The following is a 24729-nucleotide window of genomic DNA, read 5'->3' on the forward strand; positions in this document are numbered from 1 at the left end:
TTTGGGCCTGTATTAGGAAGAGAGCTCAAAACTGGCCAATAACCGGCCAGTTTTGAGTCGTTTAGAAGCAAAAGTCTAACGCTTTAGGTACTTTTGATAAAGTTGTTGTTGGCGATTATTGAGATCTATTTGGCGACCGTCGATAAACACAGCATCTATCTTGCTCGTGGCGGGATCGAGAATGTCGCCCTTGGAGAGCACCAGGTTGGCGCGGTAGCCCACGGCGATGGCGCCCATGTCTTCCACGCCTAAGATCTTGGCCGCATCCAGGGTGATGCTCTTAAGTGCCTCTTCCTTACTCAGGCCATAGGCCGCCGCCTGACCGGCCGCAAAGGGCAGGTTACGGGCGTTCCAGTCACCGCTAAAGCCGATGGCGAAGGGCACGCCCGCCTGTTTCAGCAGGGCTGGGATTTTAAAGCTCATCTCCACCGGCTCATCCTTGCGCATTGGCAGGCTGAGGGTACGGTTGTAGATCACCGAGGCGCCGATCTCGCCCAGTTGATCTGCCAGGCGCCAGGCGTCATAGCCGCCGACAAACACCAGCTTGAAGCCGTAGGGGCGGGTCATGGCGATTGCGCGCTCTATCTCTTCGCTGCGATTGGCGTGGATAAACAGGCTCGCCTTGCCCTGATACAGGGGCAGCGCCGCCTGCCAGCGGTTATCCAGCTTCTGCACAGTTCCAGCCTTGTCCGCCAGATAGTAGCGGTAGCCATCTTCGAGCTGCTCGGCTAATCGGGTCATCTGTTCATCCAGCGCCTTGAGCTGCTTGGCGGCAACCTCTTTATCTTTGGAGAGATAACGAATGGCGGGCCAGTAGAGATGGAACTGGGGCGCGGTACTTACCAGGGCATCTTCTATCGTCCAGCTGTCGAGGGAGACCAGAGAGGACTGGCCGGCCAGGGCATCGCCCTGGGGCACCACCTGGGCATGGGTGATACCGTTGACCCTGATGGTTGGGATCAGCTCTGAGTCGGGATTGAAGGCGCTGACGGCCAGTAGCTGCGGGTTGCTGTCACCCACCTCGAAGGCGTCGTTGCTGGCGCGCATCATCTCCACCTCGACGATGCCGATAGAGGTGTCTAGCGCGATAAGCCCAGGGTAGAGATCTTGCCCGCTGGCATCGATCACCTTGGCACCCTCTTGTGAGAGCTGTTGACCTATGGCGACTATCTTGCCCTTGTCGAACAAAACGTCGGTGGCATCGAGCACGCCGTTAAGGGCGGTGTGCACGCGGGCGTTGTGGATCAATATCGGTTGACTCTGGGCGCTGGCGGGCACCATGTCGTGGGCAAGCGCGGCACAGGAGAAGAGGCCTAGGCTAAGGGCAAAGAGTGTCTGCTTCATTAGAATGCCTCCATGAATGCGTGGTTGTGGGCGCTAGATTGCTGGGCGCTGTTTTGGTTCATGGCTTTATGCTCGCTAAGGGCTTTATGCTCGCTCATGGCTGTGCCCCAGGCGTTGTAATGGGTGTCGCAGTGCCACTGGGGCTCGCTCTTCTCTTCTGGTGTCTCGCCGGGGACCTCGGGTTTATCCCGGGTCAACACCGCCTGGATCAGTGCGGCGCGCTCCTGCTCCACCTCATGTTGCGCCTGTTTATCCTGCTGGCGGTCGAAGTAGCGACGACCGCCCACCCAGGTGTTCTCCACCTTGGCATAGACGGAGAGGGGAGAGTCGCTCCAGAGCACCAGGTCGGCCTGCTTGCCTTCTTCCAATGAGCCAGTCAGCTGGTCGATCCCCAGCTGTTTGGCCGGGTTGATGGTGACCATGTTCCAGGCGTCAGTTGGCGACATATCGCAATACATCATGGATTTTGCCGCCTCCTGGTTGAGGCGTCTCTGCATCTCATAGTCGTCCGAGTTGATGCTGGTGAGCACCCCCTTGTTGTGCATCAGGCAAGTGTTCTGCGGTATGGCGTCATAGACCTCGAACTTGTAGGCCCACCAGTCGGAGAAGGTGGAGGCGTAGGTGCCATGCTTGGCCATCTCCTCGGCCACCTTGTAGCCCTCCAGGATATGGGTGAAGGTGCCAACCTTAAATTTGTAGGCCTCGGCGAGGCGCAGGAACATCAAGATCTCAGATTGCACATATGAGTGAATGTGTACCTGACGATCGCCACGTAGCACCTCGGCCACCGCCTCGAGGCGATAGTTTGGCTTAGGCGCTACCTGCTTGCGTTGCTGACTGCTGCGTAGGCGATCATAGTCGGCCAGGGCCTTCTCGTAGGCGAGCGCCTCGTTGAAGGCTTCCTCAAACAGCGACTTCACCCCGATGCGGCTCTGGGGGAAGCGACGATTGTAGTTGTCGCCCCAGTTGGCCTGCTTGACGTTTTCACCCAGGGCAAACTTGATGCTGGCGGGGGCCTGCTTGAGTTTCATCGCCTCGGCGCTCTCGCCCCAGCGCATCTGGATCACCTGGGCCTGTCCGCCTATGGGGTTGGCGCTGCCGTGGAGGAGCTGCGCCGTGGTCACCCCGCCCGCCAGCGCGCGGTAGATGGCGATATCGTCTGGATTGATCACATCGCCGATACGCACCTCGGCGGTGACTGCGTCGGTATCTTCATTGGTACCGCCGTTAAGGGCGATGTGGGAGTGCTCGTCGATAATACCTGCGCTCAGGTGTTTACCCGTGGCATCCAGGGTTTGGTAGCCAGATGGCGTCTTGAGGGATTGGCCTATCTTCTCGATACGACCATCGCGGATAAGCAGATCATAGCCTTCCAGCACCCCTTGCTCGTTCGAGGTCCACAGGGTGGCGTTTTTGATATGCAGGCGCTCAGCCTTGGGCTGCGCCGTTAGGCCGTAGGCGGTGTTGGGCTTGGTCAGCTTAGAGACGAGTTCGGGCGCAGGTGACTCGGTTGCTTTCTGTTCACCACTCTCACCTCTCTCATCACTTTCACCACTGCCATCAATGGCGTCTTTAGCCATCACCACACCAGCTATGGGATGTTGGCGATTGCCCTTGTCGAGCATACGACCATGAATACCCTGGGCGTCGAACCAGAGGGTGAAACGGCTGATGCCAGGATATCCCGCCTCGCCGAGATCGGCGTTGAAGGTGAGACGTTCTTTGGCATATTTAAGATCGCTGAGTTTGATCTCCTGCTCGCCGCTGGCCAGGGTGCCGCTCAGTTTGTCGTCATCGACCAAGTCCAGATCTAGGGTGAGTTCGCCCAGGGTCAGCTGATAGCCCTGGCTTAGCCAGTGTCTGTCGCGGGGTACCTTTTGGGTCTCGCTGCCCTGCAGCCAGACGCTGACTATCTTGCCTTGGGTAAAGATGTCGCCATCTGTGACCACAAGATCCGCCATGAAGCCGGGTTTCAGCTTGCCGCTGAAGGCCGAGATGCCGGCGATTTCTGCCGCCTCTGTGGTGAGCGCTGCCAATGCGGTTTCTTGGCTCAGCCCCTGCTTGACTGCCTGTCTGAGTCTAGGCCAGAAGGCGTCGGTTTTGATACCATGTTGGGTAAAGGCAAAGGGAATACCGGCGCTTTCCAGTGCATGAGGGTTACTCGGCGCGCGTTCCCAGTGGCGCAGATGAGCCAGGCTTATCTCTCTCTCTTTATCGCCATCTTTAATATTGGGCGCCGCGGGAAAATTGAGCGGCGCAATTATGCTAAAGCCGCTGGCTTTCACCTCATCGAGTCGCGCATATTCTCGGCCACTGCCGACTAGAGTCGCCGGCAATTTAAACTCGTTTAATAAGTGAGCGGCGCGCAGCAAGTTATTTAAATTCTTGGTTTCAAATACCGTAGGGCTCTTGCTTATATCGCCCAGGCGTTCGAGCGCGATATTAAACTCTATGTTCTTCTCTTGGGTAGCCGAGTCCGCTTTATCGATATTGGCCTGATACCAGTTGGCATCGGCCAGAGTTTGTCGAATAAGGGCGATGCTACCCATCAAGGAGTTGGGATAATCCTGAATCGAACTGCCTTTATCGAAGGCGAGCAGGTGGCTGGATTTTGCGCGATAAATAATGTCATTGGCTTTTAACGGCGCCAGCGAGACTGTCGCCGCCCGGCCTCTGAATATCCCATCCAACATGCCGGTTTGTACGCTGGTAAATCCATTATCTATCCATTGCTTCGCCGCTTCCTGGTCGGGATAAATATAGTTAAACCACTCTTTCTCTGCATGCACGGCACCATTATCGGCGTTGCCACCGATACGCTTAATTTCATATACCGGGCGAGCCACTTTCTGCTGGTCATATTTAAAGTCGATACCGTAATTGGTGTAGGGATCGATAAAGCCGGGGTATATCAACTTACCCGTCATGTCGATAACATAGGCATCCTCGGGTATTTTGTCGTTGGGAATAATGGCTTTAATTTTATTATCTTCAATTAACAGTGTGGCATCCTGCTTGGTTTCGCCGGGGGCGATTATCAGGGTGGCGTGGGACAGCGCCGTTAGTTTTGGCGTGTTATCAGTTAATTGAGAATTCGCTATCGCGGACGGACTCGCCAAGAGACAGGCCGCCAGACTCGCGCTCACAGAGAGAAAATGGATTCGCATAGAGTTTAATTATTATTGGCTGGGATCAAAAGTAGCCCAAGATTATCCCATATCATGAACAGTTTCCAAGGGCGGAACTGTATCGGTTTATGTCAAACCATAGGGCAGGTGTTATCCGAAAGGATAGGCTATTGATTGGCTAACTTTGACGGGAATAGTAGCAAGGAATAATGGCCGGAAGAATGACCTAAATGAATGACCTAAATAAGGATAGATAAAATACTCTAGACATGGCCAAGGTAAATGAGCGACATAAAGGGCAAAATGCGCTTAATCACAAATAGAGAGTAGAAATAAAAAAGCCAACCTGAGGTTGGCTTTTGCTTGCGACGCCCTAAGTGGGGCGCTTAGGCTTAGATAAGGAAGTCTTCGAGTGAACGACCCTTATCTAATTCATTCTTAAATACGGTTGGTGTGCGACCCTGACCCGTCCAAGTGATCGTTTCGCCATTCACTTCAATTTTATATTTTGGTGGGCGTGGAGCACGTTTTTTAGGAGCTGGCTTAGCAGCCACTGTACCTAAATCGTCAATTGATAAACCAACAGCTTCCATTTGTTGGCGAATCTCTTCTATCTTTGCATTGCGCTCGGCCATAACCGCGCTTTCTTCTTCTGCTTGCTTCTCTTTCTCAGTGATGATTTTTTCAAGCTTAACCGCTACATCTTTTAAATCTTCTACCGACAATTCTTTAACAGCAGCTTTAAAGCGACGACCATGCGTCAATATATCTAGAAATTCGCTCATATTTATTATGTCCTGCTTAAAAATAAAATAGTAAATAGGATTACAGGGCTAATAATAGAAACTAAAAAAGGTTTTATCAAACGAATTAAATGAATATTTGACGCTTTAATGTAAATTTTATTTCAGCTTTTCTATTTTCGCCCCTTTTTGCCCCTTTACTTCCCCCTAAACACCCTGTTTTTGATCTGATACAAAGTTGCTGATGACTTCCTGTTGACGTTAACGTCAACAGCACGTAAAGTGGCATAAGTTGGTGATAGTTTCGCTATGCACTATTTGTTATCCAGAATAAAGACGTAAGAAGGAAGCCTTATGAAAGTATTGGTGCCAGTTAAACGCGTCGTCGATGCTAATGTGAAGGTCAGGGTTAACGCTGACAATACAAATGTCGATACCGCAAATCTGAAGATGGCCATTAACCCATTTTGTGAGATTGCTGTAGAAGAAGCGGTACGTTTGAAAGAAGCAGGTATTGCGACCGAGATTGTGGTAGCAACCATAGGGCCTAAGGCGTCGCAAGAGCAGCTACGCACGGCGATGGCGCTGGGCGCCGACCGCGGTATCCATGTGGAAACCGACGAAGAGCTTGCGCCGCTTTCTATTGCAAAGATCCTTAATGCGATTCAAGCCAATGAACAGGCTCAGCTGATCATGCTGGGTAAGCAATCAATCGATGGCGACAACAACCAGACAGGTCAGATGCTGGCGGCGTTGGCTGGACTGCCTCAGGCTACCTTTGCTTCTGAGGTGAAGGTTGAAGGCGAACAGCTAGTCGTGACCCGTGAAATCGACGGCGGCCTGCAGACCCTTAAGATGCCACTGCCTGCGATTGTCACCACAGACCTACGTCTGAACGAACCTCGCTATGCCAAATTACCTAACATCATGAAGGCGAAACGTAAGCCGCTCGATACCGTGACGGTAGACAGCCTGGGCGTGACCCTGAAGCAGCACCAGAAGGTGCTCAAGGTGACACCGCCTGCCGAGCGTCAAGCGGGTATTATGGTGGCTTCTGTCGAGGAGCTGGTGGAAAAGCTAAAGAATGAAGCGAAGGTGATCTAAATGGCGATTCTAGTAATAGCAGAACATGATAATGCGACTTTAAAACTCGATACCGCCAAGGTAGTGGCTTGTGCTCAGGCGATCGGTAGCGAAGTCGATGTGATGGTGGCCGGTCACAACTGTGGCGCCGCAGTCGAGAGCGCCAAGCAGCTTGCCGGTGTGCGTCAGGTATTGGTGGCCGATAGCGGCGTTTATGCCAATGCCATCGCCGAAAACCTGTCACAGCTGATCGTCTCAGTGGCCAGCGAGTATCAACACATCCTGGCTGCGGCTTCAAGCGTCGGTAAAGATGTGCTGCCTCGTGTGGCGGCGCTTCTGGATGTGGCGCAGATCTCTGAAGTGGTCGAAGTGGTGAGCGAAGATACTTTCGTGCGTCCTATCTATGCCGGTAGCGCCATGGCGACGGTGCAGAGCCTGGATGCCATCAAGGTGATGACGGTTCGTGCCAGTGCCTTCGATGCGGTAGGTCAGGATGGTAGCGCCTCGGTGCAGACTCTGGACAGCGAATACAGCGGCGAAGTTGAGTTTGTGACTCAGACCCTGTCTGTGTCAGAGCGTCCCGATCTTGGTGCCGCCTCTGTGGTGGTTTCAGGCGGCCGGGCCATGGGCAGCGCCGAGAACTTCGCGATTCTCGAGCAGTTGGCCGATAAGCTGGGCGGGGCACTGGGTGCATCGCGCGCCGCGGTCGACGCAGGTTACGTGCCAAACGATCTACAGGTGGGTCAGACGGGTAAGATTGTCGCGCCGGATCTCTATATCGCCGTGGGTATTTCGGGTGCCATCCAGCACCTTGCGGGGATGAAAGATTCTAAGGTGATCGTGGCGATCAACAAAGATCCTGAGGCGCCTATCTTCCAGGTGGCCGACTATGGTCTGGAAGCGGATCTGTTCGAGGCAGTGCCTAAGCTACTCGAACTTCTTTAATAAAATGTAAATACTTGGTGAGCACTTTGGTGTTCATCTAAAATTAGTGTGATATAGATCACATGGAGCGGCTTTGAGGTAGCGTCCTTAAAGCCGCTTGTGTTTTTATGTGCCTCACGTTTGCCGATAGTGACATTGGCAGGCGTCCTGAGACGTAGAGGTGCATTAAATATCAGTAGTATTCGTTAGGGTGATGCCGTTAAGCGAATATGAAAGGATTTGGTGCCGAAGTGGTGGAGTTGATCAAGGCTTGCCGCTGGGGCTGTCATCGAATAGAGGCAGCACTGCCATAGTGCTTCTTATCTGGATTGATAAGTGGAAGGTATACCGAGAATGGGTATCACTATGGAGCGCTACTGATAGGACAGGTGTAATATCTCATGCTATATCCCACCAGTTCAGTTGCCCTCCATTCGTATTTTAACGAAGACAAAATTTTACAATGACAACTTTGAGTTATGCCGATTCGGCACTTTCTTTGCTGCCGCCCGTGGTAGCGATTCTGCTGGCGATCTTTACCCGCCGCGTCCTGCTCTCACTCGGTGTGGGGATCCTCCTGGGGGCACTGTTAATTGCCGATTTTTCACCGCTGGATATGGGGCAATACCTGGGACAGCAGGTGGTGGGCCTGTTTTGGGATGATGGCGCCCTAAACAGCTGGAACGTTTATCTGCTGGGTTTCTTGATTCTGCTTGGGATGATCACCGCACTCATTACCGTCAGCGGCGCCGCCAAGGCCTTTGCCGATTGGGCGCGCCAGCATATTCGCAACAAGCGTGATGCCAAGCTGCTCACCATGTTCCTGGGCTGTGTGGTCTTTATCGATGATTACTTCAACAGCCTGGTGGTGGGCAGCGTCGCCAGACCCCTCACAGACAGATACTATATCTCGCGTAGCAAGCTGGCTTATCTGCTGGACTCAACCGCCGCGCCTATCTGTGTGATCTCACCCGTCTCTAGCTGGGGCGCCTACATCATCGCGCTGATCGGCGGCATCCTCACCGCCCACGGCTTTACCGACAGCGGTCATCTGAGCGTGTTCATCCAGATGATCCCGATGAACTTCTACGCCATCTTCGCCTTGGTGTTGCTGCTATGCGTCGCCTTCATGGGGCTGGATGTGGGCCCGATGCGTCAGCATGAACTCAATGCGCAAAAAGGCAATCTGTATGATGAGTCTAAGGGCTTACCGCCCGGGGCTAACAGCGACCTGCCCGAGGCCGATTCTGGCAAGATCTTAGGCCTGTTCCTGCCTATTACTGTGCTGGTGTTTGCCACCATCTACTTCATGATAGGTAGCGGTGCCGATGCCCTGGCGGCGGAGAATCTGCCCTTTAGCGTCATTGGTGCCTTCGAGAAGACAGACGTTGCCTCATCGCTCTTCTTCGGCGCCGTGGTTGGTCTAGCTGCGACCTTGGTATTAGTGGTCAGTCAGGGACTGGATAAGGCGCTTATCCTTAAAGGCGTGATTGCCGGTGCCCGCTCTATGCTGCCCGCCATCTATATTCTGCTGTTCGCCTGGACCATCGCCGGTGTGATAGGCCAGATGGAGACGGGTAAATATATGGCCAGCCTGGCGACCGGTAATATTCCCTTCGCGCTGCTGCCAGCCGTACTGTTCGTGCTGGCGGGTCTGACCGCCTTCTCCACAGGTACCAGCTGGGGCACCTTCGGCATCATGCTGCCTATCGCCGCCGATATGGCCATGGGCACCCATACCAACATGATGTTGCCTATGCTGGCCTCTGTGCTGGCGGGCGCCGTGTTTGGCGATCACTGCTCGCCTATCTCGGACACCACCATCTTGTCTTCTACCGGCGCCAACTGTCACCACATAGACCATGTGCTGACTCAGCTGCCCTATGCCCTTATCGTGGCGGGGATCAGCCTGGTGGGTTATACCGTGCTGGGCTTTACCGAGTCAGTCGGCGCGGGACTGGCCGCCTGTAGTGGAGTGTTTGTGGTAAGCATTCTGGTGCTGCGCCATAAGGCTAATCGCCCGGCTTAAGCAAGCTTGAGCAGGCGTAAGCACGCGCATTGCGTAAAACCTGAGATATAAAAATGCCGCTCATGGAGCGGCATTTTTTATGGGTGACTCCCCATTACTGGGGAGTGAGTTGAGGCAGGAATTAGTTGAGGCCACGGCGCTGAAGCAGGGCATCAGTGGTCGGTGCCTGACCACGGAAGGCCTTGTAGGCTTCCATCGGCGGCACGCTGTTACCCACCTCGCGGATGGTCTTGCGATACTTCATGCCTATTTCGCGGTTGAGGCCACCCTGGGTCTGCACATAGGCAAAGGCGTCTGCCGCCAGGATCTCACTCCACATGTAGGCGTAGTAGCTGGCCGAATAGCCACCCGGGAAGGCATGGGCAAAGTAAGTCGACTTGTAGCGTGGCGGCACGGCGGCGATATTGATGCCGTGTTTCTTAAGTGCCTTGGCTTCGAATTCGGCCACATCTTGCAGTGGGGCATCGCTGCTAAGTGAGTGCCACTCGAGATCCACCAGGGCCGCCGCCATATATTCCAGGGTGTCGAAGCCCTGGTTGAAGCTGCGTGATTTCAGCAGTTTCTGCAGCAGCTCATCGGGGATCACCTCGCCTGTCTCATAGTGCTTGGCGTAGTTGGCTAGCACCTCGGGGTGAGCCGCCCAATCTTCCTCGAAGGTCGACGGGAACTCCACAAAGTCGCGGGACACGGCCGTGCCCGACAGGCTAGGGTAGGTCACCTTAGAAAACATGCCGTGGGTGCCGTGGCCCATCTCATGGAACATGGTGGTGACTTCGTCGTAGCTGACGAAGGTCGGCTCACCCTCTGGGGCCTTCTTGATGTTCATCACGTTGACCACCACAGGCTTCTGGTTTAGCAGCTTAGACTGGGTCACGAAGGAGCTCATCCAAGCGCCGCCGCGCTTGCCTTCGCGGGCAAAGTAGTCGGCGTAGAAGATCGCCATAGAGCTGCCGTCGGCGTCAAACATCTCGTAAGCCTTCACATCTTCATGGTAGACAGGCAAGTCCGGGCGCGGCTTGAGGGTCACACCATAGAGACGCTCCAGGGTGAAGAAGACGCCATCTTCCAGTACACGGTTGAATTCGAAATAGGGCTTGATGGCGGCGCCGTCCAGGTCGAACTTATCTTTGCGCACCTTCTCGGCATAAAACGCCCAGTCCCATGGCGCCAGGGTGAAGTCGCCACCTGTCTTGTCGATCATCGCCTGGATATCATCGGCTTCTTTCTGGGTGTTGGCCACCACGGCGGGCACCATAGAGCCGAACATCTGGTAGACGGCATCCGGGGTCTTGGCCATCTGCGGCGTCAGGCGGTAGTCGGCCCAGCTCTTGTAACCCAGTAATTGGGCGCGCTCGGCGCGAAGCTGTGCCAGGCGGGCAACCAGCGATGCTGTCTCGTTGTCACCGCTCATGCCGCGAGTCGACGAGGCTTGCCACACCTTCTGGCGCAGCTCACGGTTTTCAAGCTTGGCCAGGATAGGTTGGCGGGTGGTATTGGTGATATTGATGAGATACTTGCCTTCATGGCCAGCGGCACTGGCATCGGCCTTGGCGGCGCGGATCTCGCTGTCTGACAGTCCCTTAAGCTCATCGACGCTGTCGACCACGACGGCGATCTCCTTGGTAAGTCTCAGCAGACGCTGACCAAACTCATTGGTAAGCTTAGATTGCTCTTCGTTAAGCAGGCGTATTTGCGCTTTTTGCGCCTCGGTCAGCTTGGCACCGGCCATGACGAAGCGTTGGTGGTAGATCTCGATGAGGCGCACCTCTTCGGCGGTCAGCCCTAAGGTGTTGCGGCTCTGATACAGGCTGTCGATGCGGGCAAATAGCTTGCCGTTGAGGTGGATGTTGTCCGAGTGGGCGGCCATCTTAGGCGCCATCTCGCCCTGAAGCTTACGCAGCGCCGGGTTGCTGTTTGACCCTGTTAGGTTATAGAACACCTTGGAGGCGCGGGTCAGCAGCTCGCCGCTGGTCTCCAGTGCCACGATAGTGTTGGCAAAGGTGGCGGGTTCGCTGTTGTCGGCAATGGTCAGCACCTGGGCATAATGCTCATTGATGCCTTGCTCTAGGGCGCTCTTAAAATGCTCATCCTTGATCTGGCTAAAATCTGGGGCCTGATATTGCAGGGGGCTTGGTTGCATCAGCGGGTTTTGCTCCTCGATGCTGGCGGTGGCCTGTGTGGTAGAGCTGCTTGATTGACAACCACTGAGGAGGACTGTGGTCGATAAGGCGCCGACGACGGCAAAGGCGATAAGATTCAATTTCATCTAGTACAACTTCCTTAGATTTGCGATTGTTATTTTTATGTGGGCGAGTTTGGCGTTAATGTAGCTTTTGTAAATTAACTCAGGCTGAAAATGGCACCAGGGCCAAGAAAAAAGGAGCCTGGCGAAGGGCTCCTTTGGTTGGAACTAGGGATAATGTTTAATTACCTTGCTGTCACCTCAGGCGTTAGCGGGTAAAATTATGGTAATTTTCGATACCAAAACTGCTGCCCTCGGCGTGACAGGTCGCACATGACTCGGTAGTGCTGAGCTTGTACCACTCGGTAGCCGGTACATCTTCTGTGGTAGTACCGCCGTTTTGCATCATGTGGTTCAGCGCGCTTTCATCGTTATGGCAGGCGTAACAGTTGGCCGTGATTGGGCTGGCCATCTTGCCGCTTACGCCATAGGCACGTGCCTTGATGAACTGATTTGGTACGGCTTTCAGGTCAACCACACCGCTGTCGTGACAGGCCACACAGCCGGTCTGCGGCGCGATAACGCTGGCAGAGTTAGACACTTCCTTGCCGTCCTCATCCAGGCTCTTGCTGCCCACACCCCAGTGCATGCTGTGCACCATAGGACCGAAGCCAGGTGATGAGTAGCCGGCGCGGCGATCCTGACCATTGTTGTGACAGGCTACACAGCCCAGACCACCTTCGGCAAAGTTACCATTCTTGTGGAAGTTGGCTTCGCTGTTGTGACAGGTGGTGCAAGACTCGCTGCCAACGTTGTGACGACGCTCGTAGGCTGTGACAGCGCCATCGAATTGTGATGCCACATCTGTGTAGCCATGGATAGTCACCACGTCAGATTCTTCGCCCATGTAGTCTTTGGCGGTGAAGCTGACACGTAGCGATGCCATCAAGCCGGCATCAGTCCAAGCCGATAGATCCGGCGTTGAGCCGACCACATGGGGTACACCGTGACCTGCAGATTGCGCATAACACATGGTCTTGCGACCCTCTGCGTCATAGCTGTAATCATAGGCTTCGGTAATACGGCCAATCACGCTGTCGTTATACACACCGTGCAGGTATGAACCCACATAGTTAATTGGCTTGTCAGGGTTATGAATTGTCTGGGTATCATCAAACAGTTCATGTAGGTCGACTAAGGTTTCCTTGCCTTCGGCATCGACCTTAAACAGCGACAGTGTGGTACACCATTGACCCGCAGCACCTGAGTCTGGGAACCAGGCTGGCGCCGTGCCCGTCACCTTGTAGCTATCTTTGAGCGCTTGGTTAGAGGTGATGGCGCTCTTGGCTTCGTGTAGTTTTCGCAGATCTGAGCCATTGCCGAGAACGATATCGCCTGGGATGCCGCCAGTGTCATGACAGTCGATACAGCCTGGGCCGGCGACGTTGACGTTGACGGTTGGCTCGCTGTGACAAGAACTACAGTTCAAGGCGCTAAAGCCGGTCTCAAATTCCTGGTGATTGATGTGACCTATCTTAGAGAGGGTATTGCTGGCGTAGCCGCCTATTGAGAAGCCTTGTTCGTTAACCGCAGTGCGGCTGACCGAGCCGTGACAGACCATACAACCTTCGACGAAGGTGACTTCACCGTCCATGCCTTGGGCCACATAACTTGAGTGGCGATTCGGGCTGGTTGAGTAGTCGACGTGGCAAGAGAAACAGGCTTCTGTAGTGGTTGAGAAGGCACCTTCTGGCTTGTTCACCACATATTTACCTGAGCTAGCAATGCCCGATTCGCTATGGCCGCCGATACGTAGCCAAACAATCCCTTCGGTTCCCGCATTAACGCCTTTCAAAGGGAGAACGAATTCGTAGTGACCATCGCCTATTTGAGTAAGCGTTGCCCCTTCGGTGTCGGGAGTTCTGGAAGACTCCATGTTTACCCCGCCGTAACCTCCGATATGAACATTGTCTTCTACTTCGTTGATTGGACTTTCGGTGCGGTTATTTATAAAGCCTTTGTCTGTCAGTGCAGCGACTTTACCCTCAGCTTTTTTCAAGCCGTTAACGAGCTCACCATTTTCGTTAGTGACCTCAAATTCGTAACTAATAGTACCTTCACCAAATGTATAGTTAATTACTTTAACATTAGTTTCCAAGGCTGTTGTGGCTACCGGTGGTTTCCAAGATTCGCCCGGTGTGCCGGGTTGACCATCAACTCCGTCTTTACCATCTTTACCGTCATCTCCACTGCATCCTACTAGCGCACCTGTCAGCACGGCGGCGACCAGGTAGGCGAGTTTTTTCGATGTGAATAATTTCATCATTCATCTCCGTTCGATCCAAAGTGCCAGATGTGATGCCTTAGGGCGACTGCTTGCAGGGGAGGGCATTCGTCTCAACACATACCCTGAGCCTTTTGGATACTGGTTATATTTATTATTTAAACCGACGCCTACGCATCTATTGATAAAGAAAATGGATGCTAAAGCTATCGATTCGAAAATGAGTGTATTGTTAAATCTCTGTTGGTTATTTGACCCAATTCACAGGAAGGTGTATCTCTTTGGGGGTAGATCTCATTTTTGTTAAATTTATTAAAAATCAATTACTTATTTAAGGTTAATTAAGTTTGAATTAAGTTTAAATTAAGCTTTGGTTTTCATTTTTGTAACATGTTGAATTGGGGCATAGCTAAAGGCCCATTGGGGACATCTGAAGGGACTTTAGTTGGGACATTAGAAGGAACATTTGAGGGAACAACTGAGTGGGCAAGGGCATTGTCGAGTAAACCATAGGAAAGGGCGAAGCGACAAACGCCAAAAGCTGAGAGTTAAGAGTGGCGCCTGCAAGCGAGTCTATTGCCGAGCCTGCGAGGGAATAGGCCTCTAGCTCGCCTATTCCTCCGTCTCGTTATCCTTTTACCCCATAATCACTTTACCCTTTTCGACTTTTAGGCTTAGTGGCTGGATAGCAGGGCGAGCTTGGCCTGGTAGCGGCGCTCGAGATCCACTTGATGTGTCTTGTCAATGGCAAGGGTGATCGCCTCTTTGGCTTCAGCTTGTTTGCCTAAGAGGTAGAGCGTCTTGGCCCGGCCTGCATAGCCTTGGGGCATGTAAGGGGCGAGCTCCACCGCCTTGGTGTAATAACGTAGGGCGGTGTGATAGTCTGCGCCTTGGTAATAGTCGTTGGCCAGCATGAGCCAGCGAAAGGGGCTGGGGTCTTGGGCCTGATCTATGCGCCGCTGCAAGCTGGCGGCTTCATCCTGGCGTCCTTGATTTGCCAATAACAACTTATAGTTTGTCAAAAGATTAAGATCGTCGGCCGCTAACGAGAGGCCGTGTAAATAGAGCGCCTCCGCCTGCTTTGGGGAGCCCAGATGACGATAGATGACGGCGAGCAGGTTGACCAGCTCCACCCGCTCGGGCGCCAGTGTTAATCCTTCGATGGCAAGCCAGGCGGCGCGCCTATAATGGGTCAGCTCCAGGGCGTCGGCGGCCAGGTTCTGATAATACATGGCCAGAAACTCGGCTTCGTCGATGTTGCCCTTGGACAGACTGTTACGGCTAGGGAAGTAGTCCACCACCAGACCCGGCTCATAGAAATAGAAGCTGCCGGGCTTGGGCTCAAAGCTGGGATCCATCAGTTTGGTTTTGACATGGTTGGAGATCACCCCGAGCTGAGCGGATTGGAAGAAGAGGGGCGAGGAGGTCTCTTCGATATAATCTATCTCTATACCGACCAGTCTGGCGTAGGCCTTGGTCAATATCGCCAGCGACATGCAGTTGCCGGCATTGTGTGTGAGCGTCTCGTTGGCGCTGTAGGTCTTGCCATAATAGCTAAATGTGCTCAGGCGTCCCTCGAGATAGTCATAGATCCTGTGGTGCCGCTTCACCTCCTGATGGGCTTCAAAATAGGCGAGAAAGCGCGCCTTCTCCTGGTCGTTAATAGTGAGGAGTTCCTCGACCGAGGCTATGTCGGGTCGCTCGCCCAAGTCGCTCAGATCCAATGTGTCGAGTAGCGGCAAAGGCGCTTGAGAGTCAGGTGCCGGCACAGAGGTGCAGGCGGCAAGGCTTAATGCGGCAAGAAGAATTGCTGAGATCTTGGTGAACAGACGTGTGGGCTTAAGCGTAAAAGGCATAACTTTCCTTGTGGTACTATTTTATCTTGCTGAGCTATCCGTAGGCGCGTAAGGGGCCGGTTTAAAAAGGCTGACTCTGAATAATAAGTAATCGCTCGGCGTGTGTCTATCGGCGACTGGCTACGGGTGACTGGTTATTGGCGAGTGCCTGTCTACTAAGCTTTCATCGCCCCCTCACACCGCCGGTCTTGTGGTTGTGGTTCTTCCTTTGAGCTTATTAACGGTCCAGACTAAAGCAAGGGGAAAGCATGATAATGTGCGGCATCGCCCAATGCTAAGGCCTTTGGCGCTGCTAATTGGCGCAAGATGGTGATAGAATCGCTTGATAACAATAATCAGGGGACTACTCGCTTTGGCACAGCTCTATTTTTACTATTCGGCAATGAATGCCGGCAAATCTACCTCACTGCTTCAATCTTCCTATAACTATCGTGAGCGCGGCATGAATACCTTGGTCATGACGGCGTCGATCGATGATCGCTACGGTGTGGGTAAGGTGGCGTCTCGTATCGGTATCGAGACAGATGCTCAGGTGTTTGCCAGCGACGATAACCTGATCGAGATGGTTAAAACCGCCTGTCAGGCGCAGACCCTGCACTGCATCTTGATCGATGAGTCGCAGTTTCTCAGCAAGGAGCAGGTGAGACAGCTGACCTATGTGGTCGATGTGATGGATATTCCCGTGCTCTGTTATGGCCTGAAGACAGATTTCCAGGGTGAGCTGTTTAGTGGCAGTCAGTACCTGTTGGCCTGGGCAGATAAGCTGGTGGAACTCAAGACCATATGTCATTGTGGTCGCAAGGCCAACATGGTGGTGCGACTCGATGGCGAAGGCCGCCCAATGAAAGAGGGTGAGCAGGTAGCCATCGGCGGTAACGAGAGTTACGAGTCTGTCTGCCGTAAGCATTTCCGCGAATTCCTCTGGGATTAATGCCCGCCCTGGTGATCGCTCCAGTAAAGAAGCCACCCTTGGGGTGGCTTTTTTAATGGCCTAGTGTTTTAAACATGCTCTGGTCGTCAGCGACGCTAACCGCTGCATGGGATTATGGGCTGTGTCAGAGTATGAGATGAATAGGTTTAGGAGGTGAGGTGCGAGCCCCGCACCTCGTCGGCTTTCTCGTCATGGCGCTGGGGATGTTCGGGAAACCACTTCTCATAGAGGCGCTGGATCTCACCTTCGCTGATCAGCGCTTCTAGCGCCTCGTCGATCTGTGCCAGCAGTTGATGATTGCCGCGCTTGACGGCAAAGGCCACCGGCGAGCCGGGATCTGGATTGTCCAGTATCTTAACTCCTATCTCCATCTGCTGCGCCAGATAGAGGCCGACCGCCTTAGGCATGATGGCCGCCTGGATCTTGCCCTCCTTTAACAGCTGCATCGACCTCTCCTTGCTCGGGGTGGCTATGATGCGAAAATCGTACAGTGTGCCCAGCTCCTTCCAGTGGGTCTCTATGTAAGAGTGGCGATCGCCGCTGACAAACTGGTTATGAAGATCTTCCAGCTTAGTGATCTTCTGGTTGTCTTCGAGGATGAAGATCACGTCATATCGGTAGTAGTAAGGCTGGGTGAAGTCGAAAAACTTAGTCCTGAGGGCGTTGATCTCCATGCCAGCGATCAGCTCGATATCACCGAATCTGAGTTCATTGAATACCAGATCCCAGGCCTGCTGCCGAAACTGAAACGGCATACCAAGACGCTTGAATATCAGCCTGGCTACGTCGGCATCAAACCCTGTGGTCTCACCGCCTGCGGAAAACTGATAGGGGGGGAATCCAGTGGCTACACCGCAGCGCGTCGCTGGGGTATGCTGCGCCAGCGCCGGCAGGCTTAAAAAGAGGAGGAGGGCAGCAAGGAGCTGCGTCTTGTAGGCAAAATAGTGCATCAGTCGAGGTGGCCTGCTAATTTCATCATTTCACTCTTACGGCTTTAGTCTAGTCGGTTTTGTCATCTTGATGGCGAACGCGCTATGGGCCACCCTGGCAGGCGCGTCGTCGCTAAAGGCCATGATGATAGTGTGGATTAGACGTAAATAGCAAACAAAAGCTGTTACAAGGTATTTTGTGATCATAAATTCAACGAATTAGGTGAAAATAATCTTTATTATTAACACCTTGATTAGCACCTGTTGAAAGACGCCTCCTATGAGATCTGGCTCAAAAAATCAACAGTTGTAACCCTAATTGATACAGAAACATTGCTTTAGATCAATTGCCAATGAATTGTCACGCGTCAAAATTCAGTCACCGCTTGGATAACTAATTAAAATGCATGCGAAACAATCAACCCGTGATAGACAACGAGGTCGTGCTGACCGACGATGATATTCTGCTGTCCACGACGGATCTCAAGGGCAATATCGGCTATGCCAACGAGGATTTTTGCCGTATCTGTGGGTTTTCCGAGGAGGAGCTGGTCAGGCAGCCCCACAACATAGTGCGCCATCCCGACATGCCCAAGGCCGCCTTTGCCATCTTGTGGCAGCGCCTGGCGCAGAAGCAATCCTGGCTGGGGGTGGTGAAGAATCGCTGTAAAGATGGCTCCTACTACTGGGTCAATGCCTATGTGGCGCCCGTGATGGAGAATGGTCAGGTCAAGGAGTATCAATCGGTGCGCCGCCGGGCGAGTCAGGCCCAGGTGGAGCGTGCCAGCGATATCTATCAGAGCCTGAATAAGTCGGAGCAGCGCAGCGAGATCAAGGATGCCAAGCTCAGTTATGGCGGCAAGTTGACCCTGTTTGCTTTTCTCTGCCTTATGTTAGCCATCGGCCTGAGTAATATCTCGCCCTGGTTGGCGCTCGTCTGCGCGCCGCTGTTGGCGTTTGGCATGAGGCTCCTCTTGGCGCCGCTAAGGGCCCTGAATGACCATGCACTCACTATCGTGTCAGACCCTGTGGCCAGACACATCTACGCCGGAAGGCGGGACGAGCTGGGCAATATTCAATTTGCCATGGAGTTCACCACGGCGGAGATCGCCGGGGTGGTAGGGCGGATGACAGATGCTTCAAGCGTTATCGCCAGAGACAGCGACGCCCTGCTCGGCTCTATCACGGCCACGGCCGAGCGTGCCGACGGTCAGAATCAACAGACGGCCCAGGCCGCGGCGGCGGTGGAAGAGTTGACCGCCAGCTTTAATGAGCTGGGTCAGCAGCTTAAGCAGGTCTCGGCAGATGTCGAAGCCAGCCAGGCGGCTGTGCTGCAGGGCTATGAACAGCTCGATGCCGTGGTGGCCAGCATAGATGAGCTACACGGTGAGGTGGGCAACTTTGCCCAGGTGGTTAGCGAGATAGAGCATGACAGTGTGGCGATTAATCAGGTGCTGGAGGTGATCACTAAGATTGCCGAGCAGACTAACCTGCTGGCGCTTAACGCCGCCATCGAGGCGGCGAGGGCCGGTGAGTCGGGTCGGGGTTTCGCCGTGGTGGCGGACGAGGTGCGTCAGCTGTCGGCGCGCACCGCAGATTCCACCAGTCAGATCGATGCCATTATCGCCAAGTTCCAGCAGAGCACGGCCAATGCGGCGAACACACTGACCGCGGGTCAGCGCCAGGCGACCCAGGCGGTGCAGCTGGTGAAACAAGCTGAGGCCGTGTTTGCCGAGCTGGTGACCCGTATCGATAAGATCAATCAGATGACGGAGCTGAGCGCCGATGCCATGCAGGAGCAGGGATTGGCAGCGGTAGATATCAGTGATTCGCTGCAGGCGATCAGCGAGCTGGCCAGCGAAGGCTTTGCCCAGTCCCAGGCCGATAGGCAGCTTGGCGAGCGCAGCTCACTCAAGTCGATGGAGTCACGCCAGCTGGCTCGTCAGTTCTGGCGCCAGGCGGTGCACCGCGCCAATGCCTAACCAATGCCTGGCGAATGTCTAAAGCGTTAGATTTCGGTAATAAAAAAGCCCAGCGATAACGCAGGGCTTTTTTTGAGGATTCGCGCTTAGCGATTAGAGCTGCATCTCAGGTACATGCTCAGGCACGATAAGCTTGCCAGCCGTTTTCTCGATAATCTCCTCGACGCTTACGCCTGGAGCGCGTTCCAGCAGGTGGAAGGCGCCATCTTTGATCTCCAGGAAGGCCAGGTCAGTTAGCACGCGCTTGATACAGCCATAGCCGGTCAGCGGCAGCTCACACTTAGGCAGTAGCTTAGAGTTGCCGTGCTTATCGGCGTGCATCATGGTGACGATAATATTGTCGGCACCGGCCACCAGATCCATGGCGCCGCCCATGCCTTTAATCAGCTTGCCGGGGATCATCCAGGAGGCGATTGAGCCCTCTACATCCACCTCGAAGGCGCCCAGCACGGTGAGATCCACATGACCACCACGGATCATGGCGAAGCTCTCGGCCGAGGAGAAGAAGGAGGCGCCGGGTACGGCGGTGACCGTCTGCTTACCCGCGTTGATCAAATCTGCGTCTATGGTCTCTTCGGTAGGGAACTCACCCATGCCGAGCAGGCCGTTTTCCGATTGCAGCATTACCTGCATGCCTTCGGGAATATAGTTAGCGACCAGCGTCGGGATGCCAATGCCCAGGTTGACATAAAAACCATCCTGTAGCTCCTGGGAAACACGCTGTGCCAGTTGTTCTCTCGATAAAGCCATGGTGTCGCCTCCCTATTTGCTCTTCACTGTGCGCTGCTCGATACGCTTCTCGAACGTACCTTGGATCAGGCGATCCACATAGATGCCTGGTGTATGGATATGGTCGGGATCCAGCTCGCCCGGCTCGACGATATGCTCGGCTTCGACCACAGTGATCTTACCGGCTGTGGCCATCATAGGGTTGAAATTAGCCGCCGTCTTGCGAAATACCAGGTTACCCATGGTATCGGCCTTCCAGGCGCGAACCAGGGCGAAATCGGCGGTCAGCGCAGGCTCGAGCACATAGTGACGACCGTCGATCTCACGGGTCTCCTTGCCTTCGGCCACTGGGGTACCGTAACCGGTCGCGGTGAAGAAGGCGGGGATACCGGCGCCGCCGGCGCGGATCTTCTCGGCCAGGGTGCCTTGCGGGGTGAGGATCACGTTGAGTTCACCCGAGAGCATCTGCTGCTCGAAGGTGGCGTTCTCGCCCACATAGGAGGCGATCATAGTGCTGATCTGACGGCTCTTGAGCAGCAGCCCCAGGCCGAAATCGTCTACCCCGGCGTTGTTCGAGATGGCGGTGAGCCCCTTGGCACCACTCTTGACCATCTGGGCGATCAAGCCTTCGGGAATACCGCAGAGGCCGAAGCCACCGACCATGACGGTCATGTTGTCTGTCAGACCTTCCAATGCTTCTTCATAGCTGGCGACCAGCTTATTGAGTCCTGCCATTATCATTATCTCCTTTGAGCGTGAGTCGGGCCTGAGCCCAACCCTGTTATTCTGTTAGCGCGCGTGCGACCTTGGCACCGCTGACTCTACCCAGTGCCTGGCTGATGTTGTTACCCGCGGTGATCAGGGCGTTAAGATCCACACCTGTCTCTATGCCCATGCCGTGGAGCATATAGACCAGATCTTCCGTGGCCAGGTTGCCCGATGCGCCTTTGGCATAAGGGCAGCCACCCAGGCCGGCCACCGAGCTGTCGATGACGCTGACGCCAGTCTCCAGGCAGGCAAGAATATTGGCTAATGCCTGACCATAGGTGTCATGAAAGTGTAGCGCCAGTTTCTCCACCGGCACCCTGCGCGCGACCGCTTCTACCATTCTACGGGCATTTAAGGGGGTGCCAACGCCTATGGTGTCACCCAGAGAGATCTCGTAGCAGCCCATTTTGTAAAGTATCTCTGCCACGCGAGCCACTTCCTCGACCTGGATCTCGCCCTCGTAGGGACAGCCCAGCACGCAAGACACATAGCCGCGCACGGGGATCTGTTTCGCCTGAGCCGCCTCCATCACAGGGATGAAGCGCTCGATCGACTCCTCGATAGAGCAGTTGATGTTACGCTGGCTAAAGCTCTGCGAGGCGGCGCCGAAGATGGCCACCTCGTCGGCGCCGGCGTCAAGCGCAAGTTCCAGCCCCTTGAGGTTAGGGGTCAGGGCGCTGTAGACCACGCCCGGGCGTTTGCTGAGCTGGCGGAAGATATCGCCCGAGTCGGCCATCTGCGGTACCCACTTGGGGGAGACGAAACTGCCGGCCTCGATGCGGGTCAGGCCCGCCGCGCCCAGTTGATCGATAAGGGTCAGCTTGTCGGCGGTGGTGACCGCCTTCTCGTTCTGCAGGCCGTCGCGGGCGCCGACCTCGAAGATACTGACCTTGCTTGGAAAGCTGTTCGTCGCGGACATGGTTAAGCGTCCTCTTTCGCAGTGACTTCGAGCAGCAGGGCGCCGTCGCTCACCAATTCGCCTGGCTGGAAGAAGAAGGCCGCCACCTTGCCGTCAAACGGCGCCTCTATGGTGTATTCCATCTTCATCGCTTCCATCACCATCAGGCCTTGACCCGCCTCGACCTCATCGCCCACCTCGACCAGGTGAGTGACGATAGTGCCGTTCATCGGCGCCTTGAGCTTGTCTTCGCTGTTGGCCTGCTCCTCCACTACCTCTGTCTGCAGGGCGCGGAAGTGATAGCTGCCGCTCGGCAGGAAGAGGGTGAAGTCGTCGCCTTCGCGGCTGACGGGGATCTTGCTCTTGTGGCCGTTGATCTCGGCGTGTAGCAGATCTTGTTTCAGTTCGCCGCTCAGGGTCAGTTGTTGATCGTTCAGGTTCAGGTAGTAGCAATCGCCAATCTGGCTCAGGGTCAGGTGCTGCACCTCATGCTCATCGTCCAGCAGGGAGAGCTGATGCATGCCGCTGCGGTTAAGCCTGAAGCCGCTCACCTGTCCCCAGGGAGAGTAGGGATCCTGGCTGTTGGTGGCGGTTAGCTTAGCCTGTTCCTTCTGGGCGCACAGGTGATAGAGGGCGGCGAAGGCCAGGGCGCCATTCTGCTCATGGCTGTTGTCGCCATCCAGGTTGGCACCTATCAGGGTGTCGCCATAACGCTCGATAAAGTCAGTGCTGAAGTCTGCCTGGCTGAAGGCCTGGTGCTCGGCGATGTTGGCCAGAAACTCTATGTTGTGCTTGAGGCCGCTGATCTGGTATGACTCCAGGGCGTGCACCAGGCGCTGCAGGGCGCGGGGGCGCGACTCGTCCCAGACGATCAGCTTGGCGATCATAGGGTCGTAGAAGTTACTGATCACATCGTTCTCGCGTATGCCGGAATCGATGCGCACATAGCGGTTCTGCTCAGGCTCACGAAGGAAGTTGAGCTTGCCGCTGGCGGGCAGGAACTCGTTCTGTGGGTCTTCGGCGTAGATACGTACCTCGAAGGAGTGGCCGTGGATGCGTACATCCTCCTGGCTCAGGGGCAGTTCGCTGCCGCTGGCGACCATTAGCTGCCACTTGACCAGATCTTGGCCTGTGACCATCTCAGTTACCGGATGTTCCACCTGCAGACGGGTGTTCATCTCCATGAAGTAGAAGCTGTTGCTCTCCTCGCTCGCATGGGTGTCCAGCAGAAACTCTACCGTGCCGGCGCCCACATAGTCGATCGCCTTGGCGGCGGCCACGGCGGCCTCGCCCATGGCGCGGCGCAGGCTGTCAGACAGGCCTGGGGCCGGAGCTTCTTCGACCACCTTCTGGTGACGACGCTGGATGGAGCAGTCGCGATCCGACAGATAGATGCAGTTGCCCTGGGTATCGGCAAACACCTGCACCTCGACGTGGCGAGGCTGTCTCAGGTAGCGCTCGATCAGCAGCTTGTCGTTGCCAAAGGAGGAGGCGGCTTCGCGGCGCGCCGAGTTGATCGCCTCCAGGGCCTCAGACTCGGACTCGACGATACGCATCCCTTTACCACCACCGCCGTAGGCGGCCTTGATCAGCTGAGGGAAGCCTATTTCTTTAGAGGCCTTGAGCAGCACCTCGTCGCTCTGGTCGTCGCCGTGATAACCGGGTACCAGGGGCACATTGGCCTGTTCCATGATGATCTTGGCGGCGCTCTTGCTGCCCATGGCATCTATTGCATCGGCGCTCGGGCCGACGAAGGCGATACCGGCCTGTTCACACTGGCGGGCAAAATCGGCGTTTTCCGACAAGAAACCGTAGCCAGGATGGATCGCCTGGGCGCCGCTGCGCTTGGCGATCTCCAGGATTAATTCGCCCTTGAGGTAAGACTCGCTCGGGGCGCTGCCGCCCAGGTAGAAGGACTCGTCGGCCATGGCCACATGGCGGGCGTCCTTGTCGGCGTCCGAATAGAGGGCGACCGTCTTGATGCCCATGACCTGTGCGGTCTTGATGATTCTGCAGGCGATTTCGCCACGGTTGGCGATCAATAATTTGGTAAACATGTTAGCGTGCTCCCCGAACTGGTAGGGCAATAGGGTCTAAGATGATCTCTGGCTTCATTAGGCGTTCCACCTCGGGCTTCTCTTCTCGAAGAAGGCGTTTAGCCCCTCCTGGCCCTCGTCTGAGACGCGAATGCGCGCGATACGCTCGCTGGTGTAGGCCAGGGTCTCCTGGTCGATCACACCATCTTCCAGGCGTGACAGCAGGGTCTTGACCCAGGCCATGCCCTGAGGGCTGTTGCCCTTGAGCGCTTTGATGATAGGTGCGCTGGCCGCGTAGAGGTCATCGTTAATCTCATGGATCACATTGAGCTTGAGTGCGGTTTCGGCGTCGAAACGCTCGGCGGTCAGCATGTAGCGGCGCGAGGCGCGCTGGCCCATGGCACGCACCACATAGGGGCTGATCACCGCCGGGATAAGCCCTAGCTTGACCTCACTCAGGCAGAAGCTGGCGCGGCTATCGGCGATGGCGATATCGCTGGCGCAGATTAGCCCCAGAGCGCCGCCGAAGGCTGCGCCTTGTACTAAGGCCAGGGTTGGCTTGGGGAACTTATCGAGCTTGTGCATCAGGGTCGCCAGCTCGTTGGCGTCACTCAGGTTCTGCTCGAAATCCATCTTCGCCTGCTTGCGCATCCAGTTGAGGTCGGCGCCGGCGCTGAAGTTACGGCCGTTGGCCTTAAGCACCAGCAGCTGACAGCTGTCGTCGGCCGCGAACAGGTCGAGGGCGGCGATCATCTCACTGATCATCACCTCATCGAAGGCGTTATGTTTGTCGGCGCGGTCAAGCACCATCTCGCCGACCCCATCGCTTAGGGCGCAGCTTAAGTATTCAAATTCTTGCGTAATCGTTTGGCTTGTCATGGTC

General features: G+C 55.1%; 17 protein-coding genes and 1 riboswitch. Of the genes, 5 read left to right on the forward strand and 12 right to left on the reverse strand.

The genetic code is table 11. The features are described from left to right. Nucleotides 1–75 precede the first annotated feature (75 nt). From K0H81_RS06675 to K0H81_RS06685, 3 genes are all read right to left on the reverse strand, one after another. A complete protein-coding gene (locus K0H81_RS06675) occupies nucleotides 76–1344 on the reverse strand; it encodes an amidohydrolase family protein (protein WP_220060325.1) in 1269 nt (422 codons plus the stop codon). Then, complete coding sequence (locus K0H81_RS06680; RefSeq protein ID WP_220060326.1) at nucleotides 1344–4511, reverse strand: amidohydrolase family protein; 3168 nt, start codon at nucleotides 4509–4511, stop codon at nucleotides 1344–1346. Before K0H81_RS06680 ends, K0H81_RS06675 begins: the two co-directional genes overlap by 1 nt. 353 nt (nucleotides 4512–4864) lie before the next feature. Further along, nucleotides 4865–5257 carry an H-NS histone family protein gene (locus K0H81_RS06685; RefSeq protein WP_220060327.1) on the reverse strand — a complete coding sequence of 131 codons (393 nt, stop codon included), beginning with the start codon at nucleotides 5255–5257 and terminating at the stop codon, nucleotides 4865–4867. Nucleotides 5258–5569: 312 nt separating this feature from the next. On the opposite strand from K0H81_RS06685, the gene K0H81_RS06690 reads away from it, so the two are divergent. The 3 genes from K0H81_RS06690 (at nucleotide 5570) to K0H81_RS06700 (ending at nucleotide 9251) form a co-directional block, all read left to right on the forward strand. Beyond that, nucleotides 5570–6319, forward strand: coding sequence for an electron transfer flavoprotein subunit beta/FixA family protein (locus tag K0H81_RS06690; protein WP_011866381.1), 750 nt, complete (start codon nucleotides 5570–5572; stop codon nucleotides 6317–6319). Then, nucleotides 6320–7243, forward strand: a complete 924-nt coding sequence (locus K0H81_RS06695; RefSeq protein WP_220060328.1) for an electron transfer flavoprotein subunit alpha/FixB family protein — start codon at nucleotides 6320–6322, stop codon at nucleotides 7241–7243. Between the two features lie 147 nt (nucleotides 7244–7390). Next, nucleotides 7391–7607: riboswitch (Lysine riboswitch) on the forward strand. Between the two features lie 78 nt (nucleotides 7608–7685). After that, on the forward strand, nucleotides 7686–9251 hold the full coding sequence (locus K0H81_RS06700) for a Na+/H+ antiporter NhaC family protein (RefSeq protein ID WP_220060329.1): 1566 nt from the start codon (nucleotides 7686–7688) through the stop codon (nucleotides 9249–9251). 121 nt (nucleotides 9252–9372) lie between these two features. Here K0H81_RS06700 and K0H81_RS06705 read toward each other — a convergent pair whose 3' ends face one another. The 3 genes from K0H81_RS06705 to K0H81_RS06715 form a co-directional block, all read right to left on the reverse strand. Beyond that, nucleotides 9373–11517: a M3 family metallopeptidase gene (locus K0H81_RS06705; RefSeq protein ID WP_220060330.1), complete on the reverse strand. Its 2145-nt coding sequence runs from the start codon at nucleotides 11515–11517 to the stop codon at nucleotides 9373–9375. A gap of 184 nt (nucleotides 11518–11701) precedes the next feature. Then, nucleotides 11702–13756: a multiheme c-type cytochrome gene (locus tag K0H81_RS06710; RefSeq protein WP_144200769.1), complete on the reverse strand. Its 2055-nt coding sequence runs from the start codon at nucleotides 13754–13756 to the stop codon at nucleotides 11702–11704. 635 nt (nucleotides 13757–14391) lie between these two features. Beyond that, entirely contained in the window at nucleotides 14392–15573 is a 1182-nt protein-coding gene (locus K0H81_RS06715) for a transglutaminase domain-containing protein (RefSeq protein WP_220060331.1), read from the reverse strand. Nucleotides 15574–15925: 352 nt separating this feature from the next. Between K0H81_RS06715 and K0H81_RS06720 the strand changes: the two genes are divergently transcribed. Beyond that, nucleotides 15926–16504: a thymidine kinase gene (locus K0H81_RS06720; protein ID WP_144200381.1), complete on the forward strand. Its 579-nt coding sequence runs from the start codon at nucleotides 15926–15928 to the stop codon at nucleotides 16502–16504. Nucleotides 16505–16650: 146 nt separating this feature from the next. Here K0H81_RS06720 and K0H81_RS06725 read toward each other — a convergent pair whose 3' ends face one another. Further along, complete coding sequence (locus tag K0H81_RS06725) at nucleotides 16651–17454, reverse strand: transporter substrate-binding domain-containing protein (RefSeq protein ID WP_220060332.1); 804 nt, start codon at nucleotides 17452–17454, stop codon at nucleotides 16651–16653. 386 nt (nucleotides 17455–17840) lie between these two features. Here K0H81_RS06725 and K0H81_RS06730 point away from each other — a divergent pair, with 386 nt between their 5' ends. Then, nucleotides 17841–19415, forward strand: a complete 1575-nt coding sequence (locus tag K0H81_RS06730; RefSeq protein WP_220060333.1) for a methyl-accepting chemotaxis protein — start codon at nucleotides 17841–17843, stop codon at nucleotides 19413–19415. A gap of 93 nt (nucleotides 19416–19508) precedes the next feature. Here K0H81_RS06730 and K0H81_RS06735 read toward each other — a convergent pair whose 3' ends face one another. From K0H81_RS06735 to K0H81_RS06755, 5 genes are read right to left on the reverse strand one after another with little or no spacing between them, the layout of a single operon-like run. Next, entirely contained in the window at nucleotides 19509–20165 is a 657-nt protein-coding gene (locus K0H81_RS06735) for a 3-oxoacid CoA-transferase subunit B (RefSeq protein ID WP_144200387.1), read from the reverse strand. Nucleotides 20166–20177: 12 nt separating this feature from the next. Beyond that, entirely contained in the window at nucleotides 20178–20879 is a 702-nt protein-coding gene (locus K0H81_RS06740) for a CoA transferase subunit A (protein ID WP_144200389.1), read from the reverse strand. Between the two features lie 46 nt (nucleotides 20880–20925). After that, nucleotides 20926–21831, reverse strand: coding sequence for a hydroxymethylglutaryl-CoA lyase (locus K0H81_RS06745; RefSeq protein ID WP_220060334.1), 906 nt, complete (start codon nucleotides 21829–21831; stop codon nucleotides 20926–20928). 2 nt (nucleotides 21832–21833) lie between these two features. Then, nucleotides 21834–23867 carry an acetyl/propionyl/methylcrotonyl-CoA carboxylase subunit alpha gene (locus K0H81_RS06750; RefSeq protein ID WP_220060335.1) on the reverse strand — a complete coding sequence of 678 codons (2034 nt, stop codon included), beginning with the start codon at nucleotides 23865–23867 and terminating at the stop codon, nucleotides 21834–21836. 57 nt (nucleotides 23868–23924) lie between these two features. Next, nucleotides 23925–24725, reverse strand: a complete 801-nt coding sequence (locus K0H81_RS06755; RefSeq protein ID WP_220060336.1) for an enoyl-CoA hydratase-related protein — start codon at nucleotides 24723–24725, stop codon at nucleotides 23925–23927. Between the last annotated feature and the right edge of the window lie 4 nt (nucleotides 24726–24729).

Source organism: Shewanella halotolerans (assembly GCF_019457535.1).
Classification (GTDB): Bacteria; Pseudomonadota; Gammaproteobacteria; order Enterobacterales; family Shewanellaceae; genus Shewanella; species Shewanella halotolerans.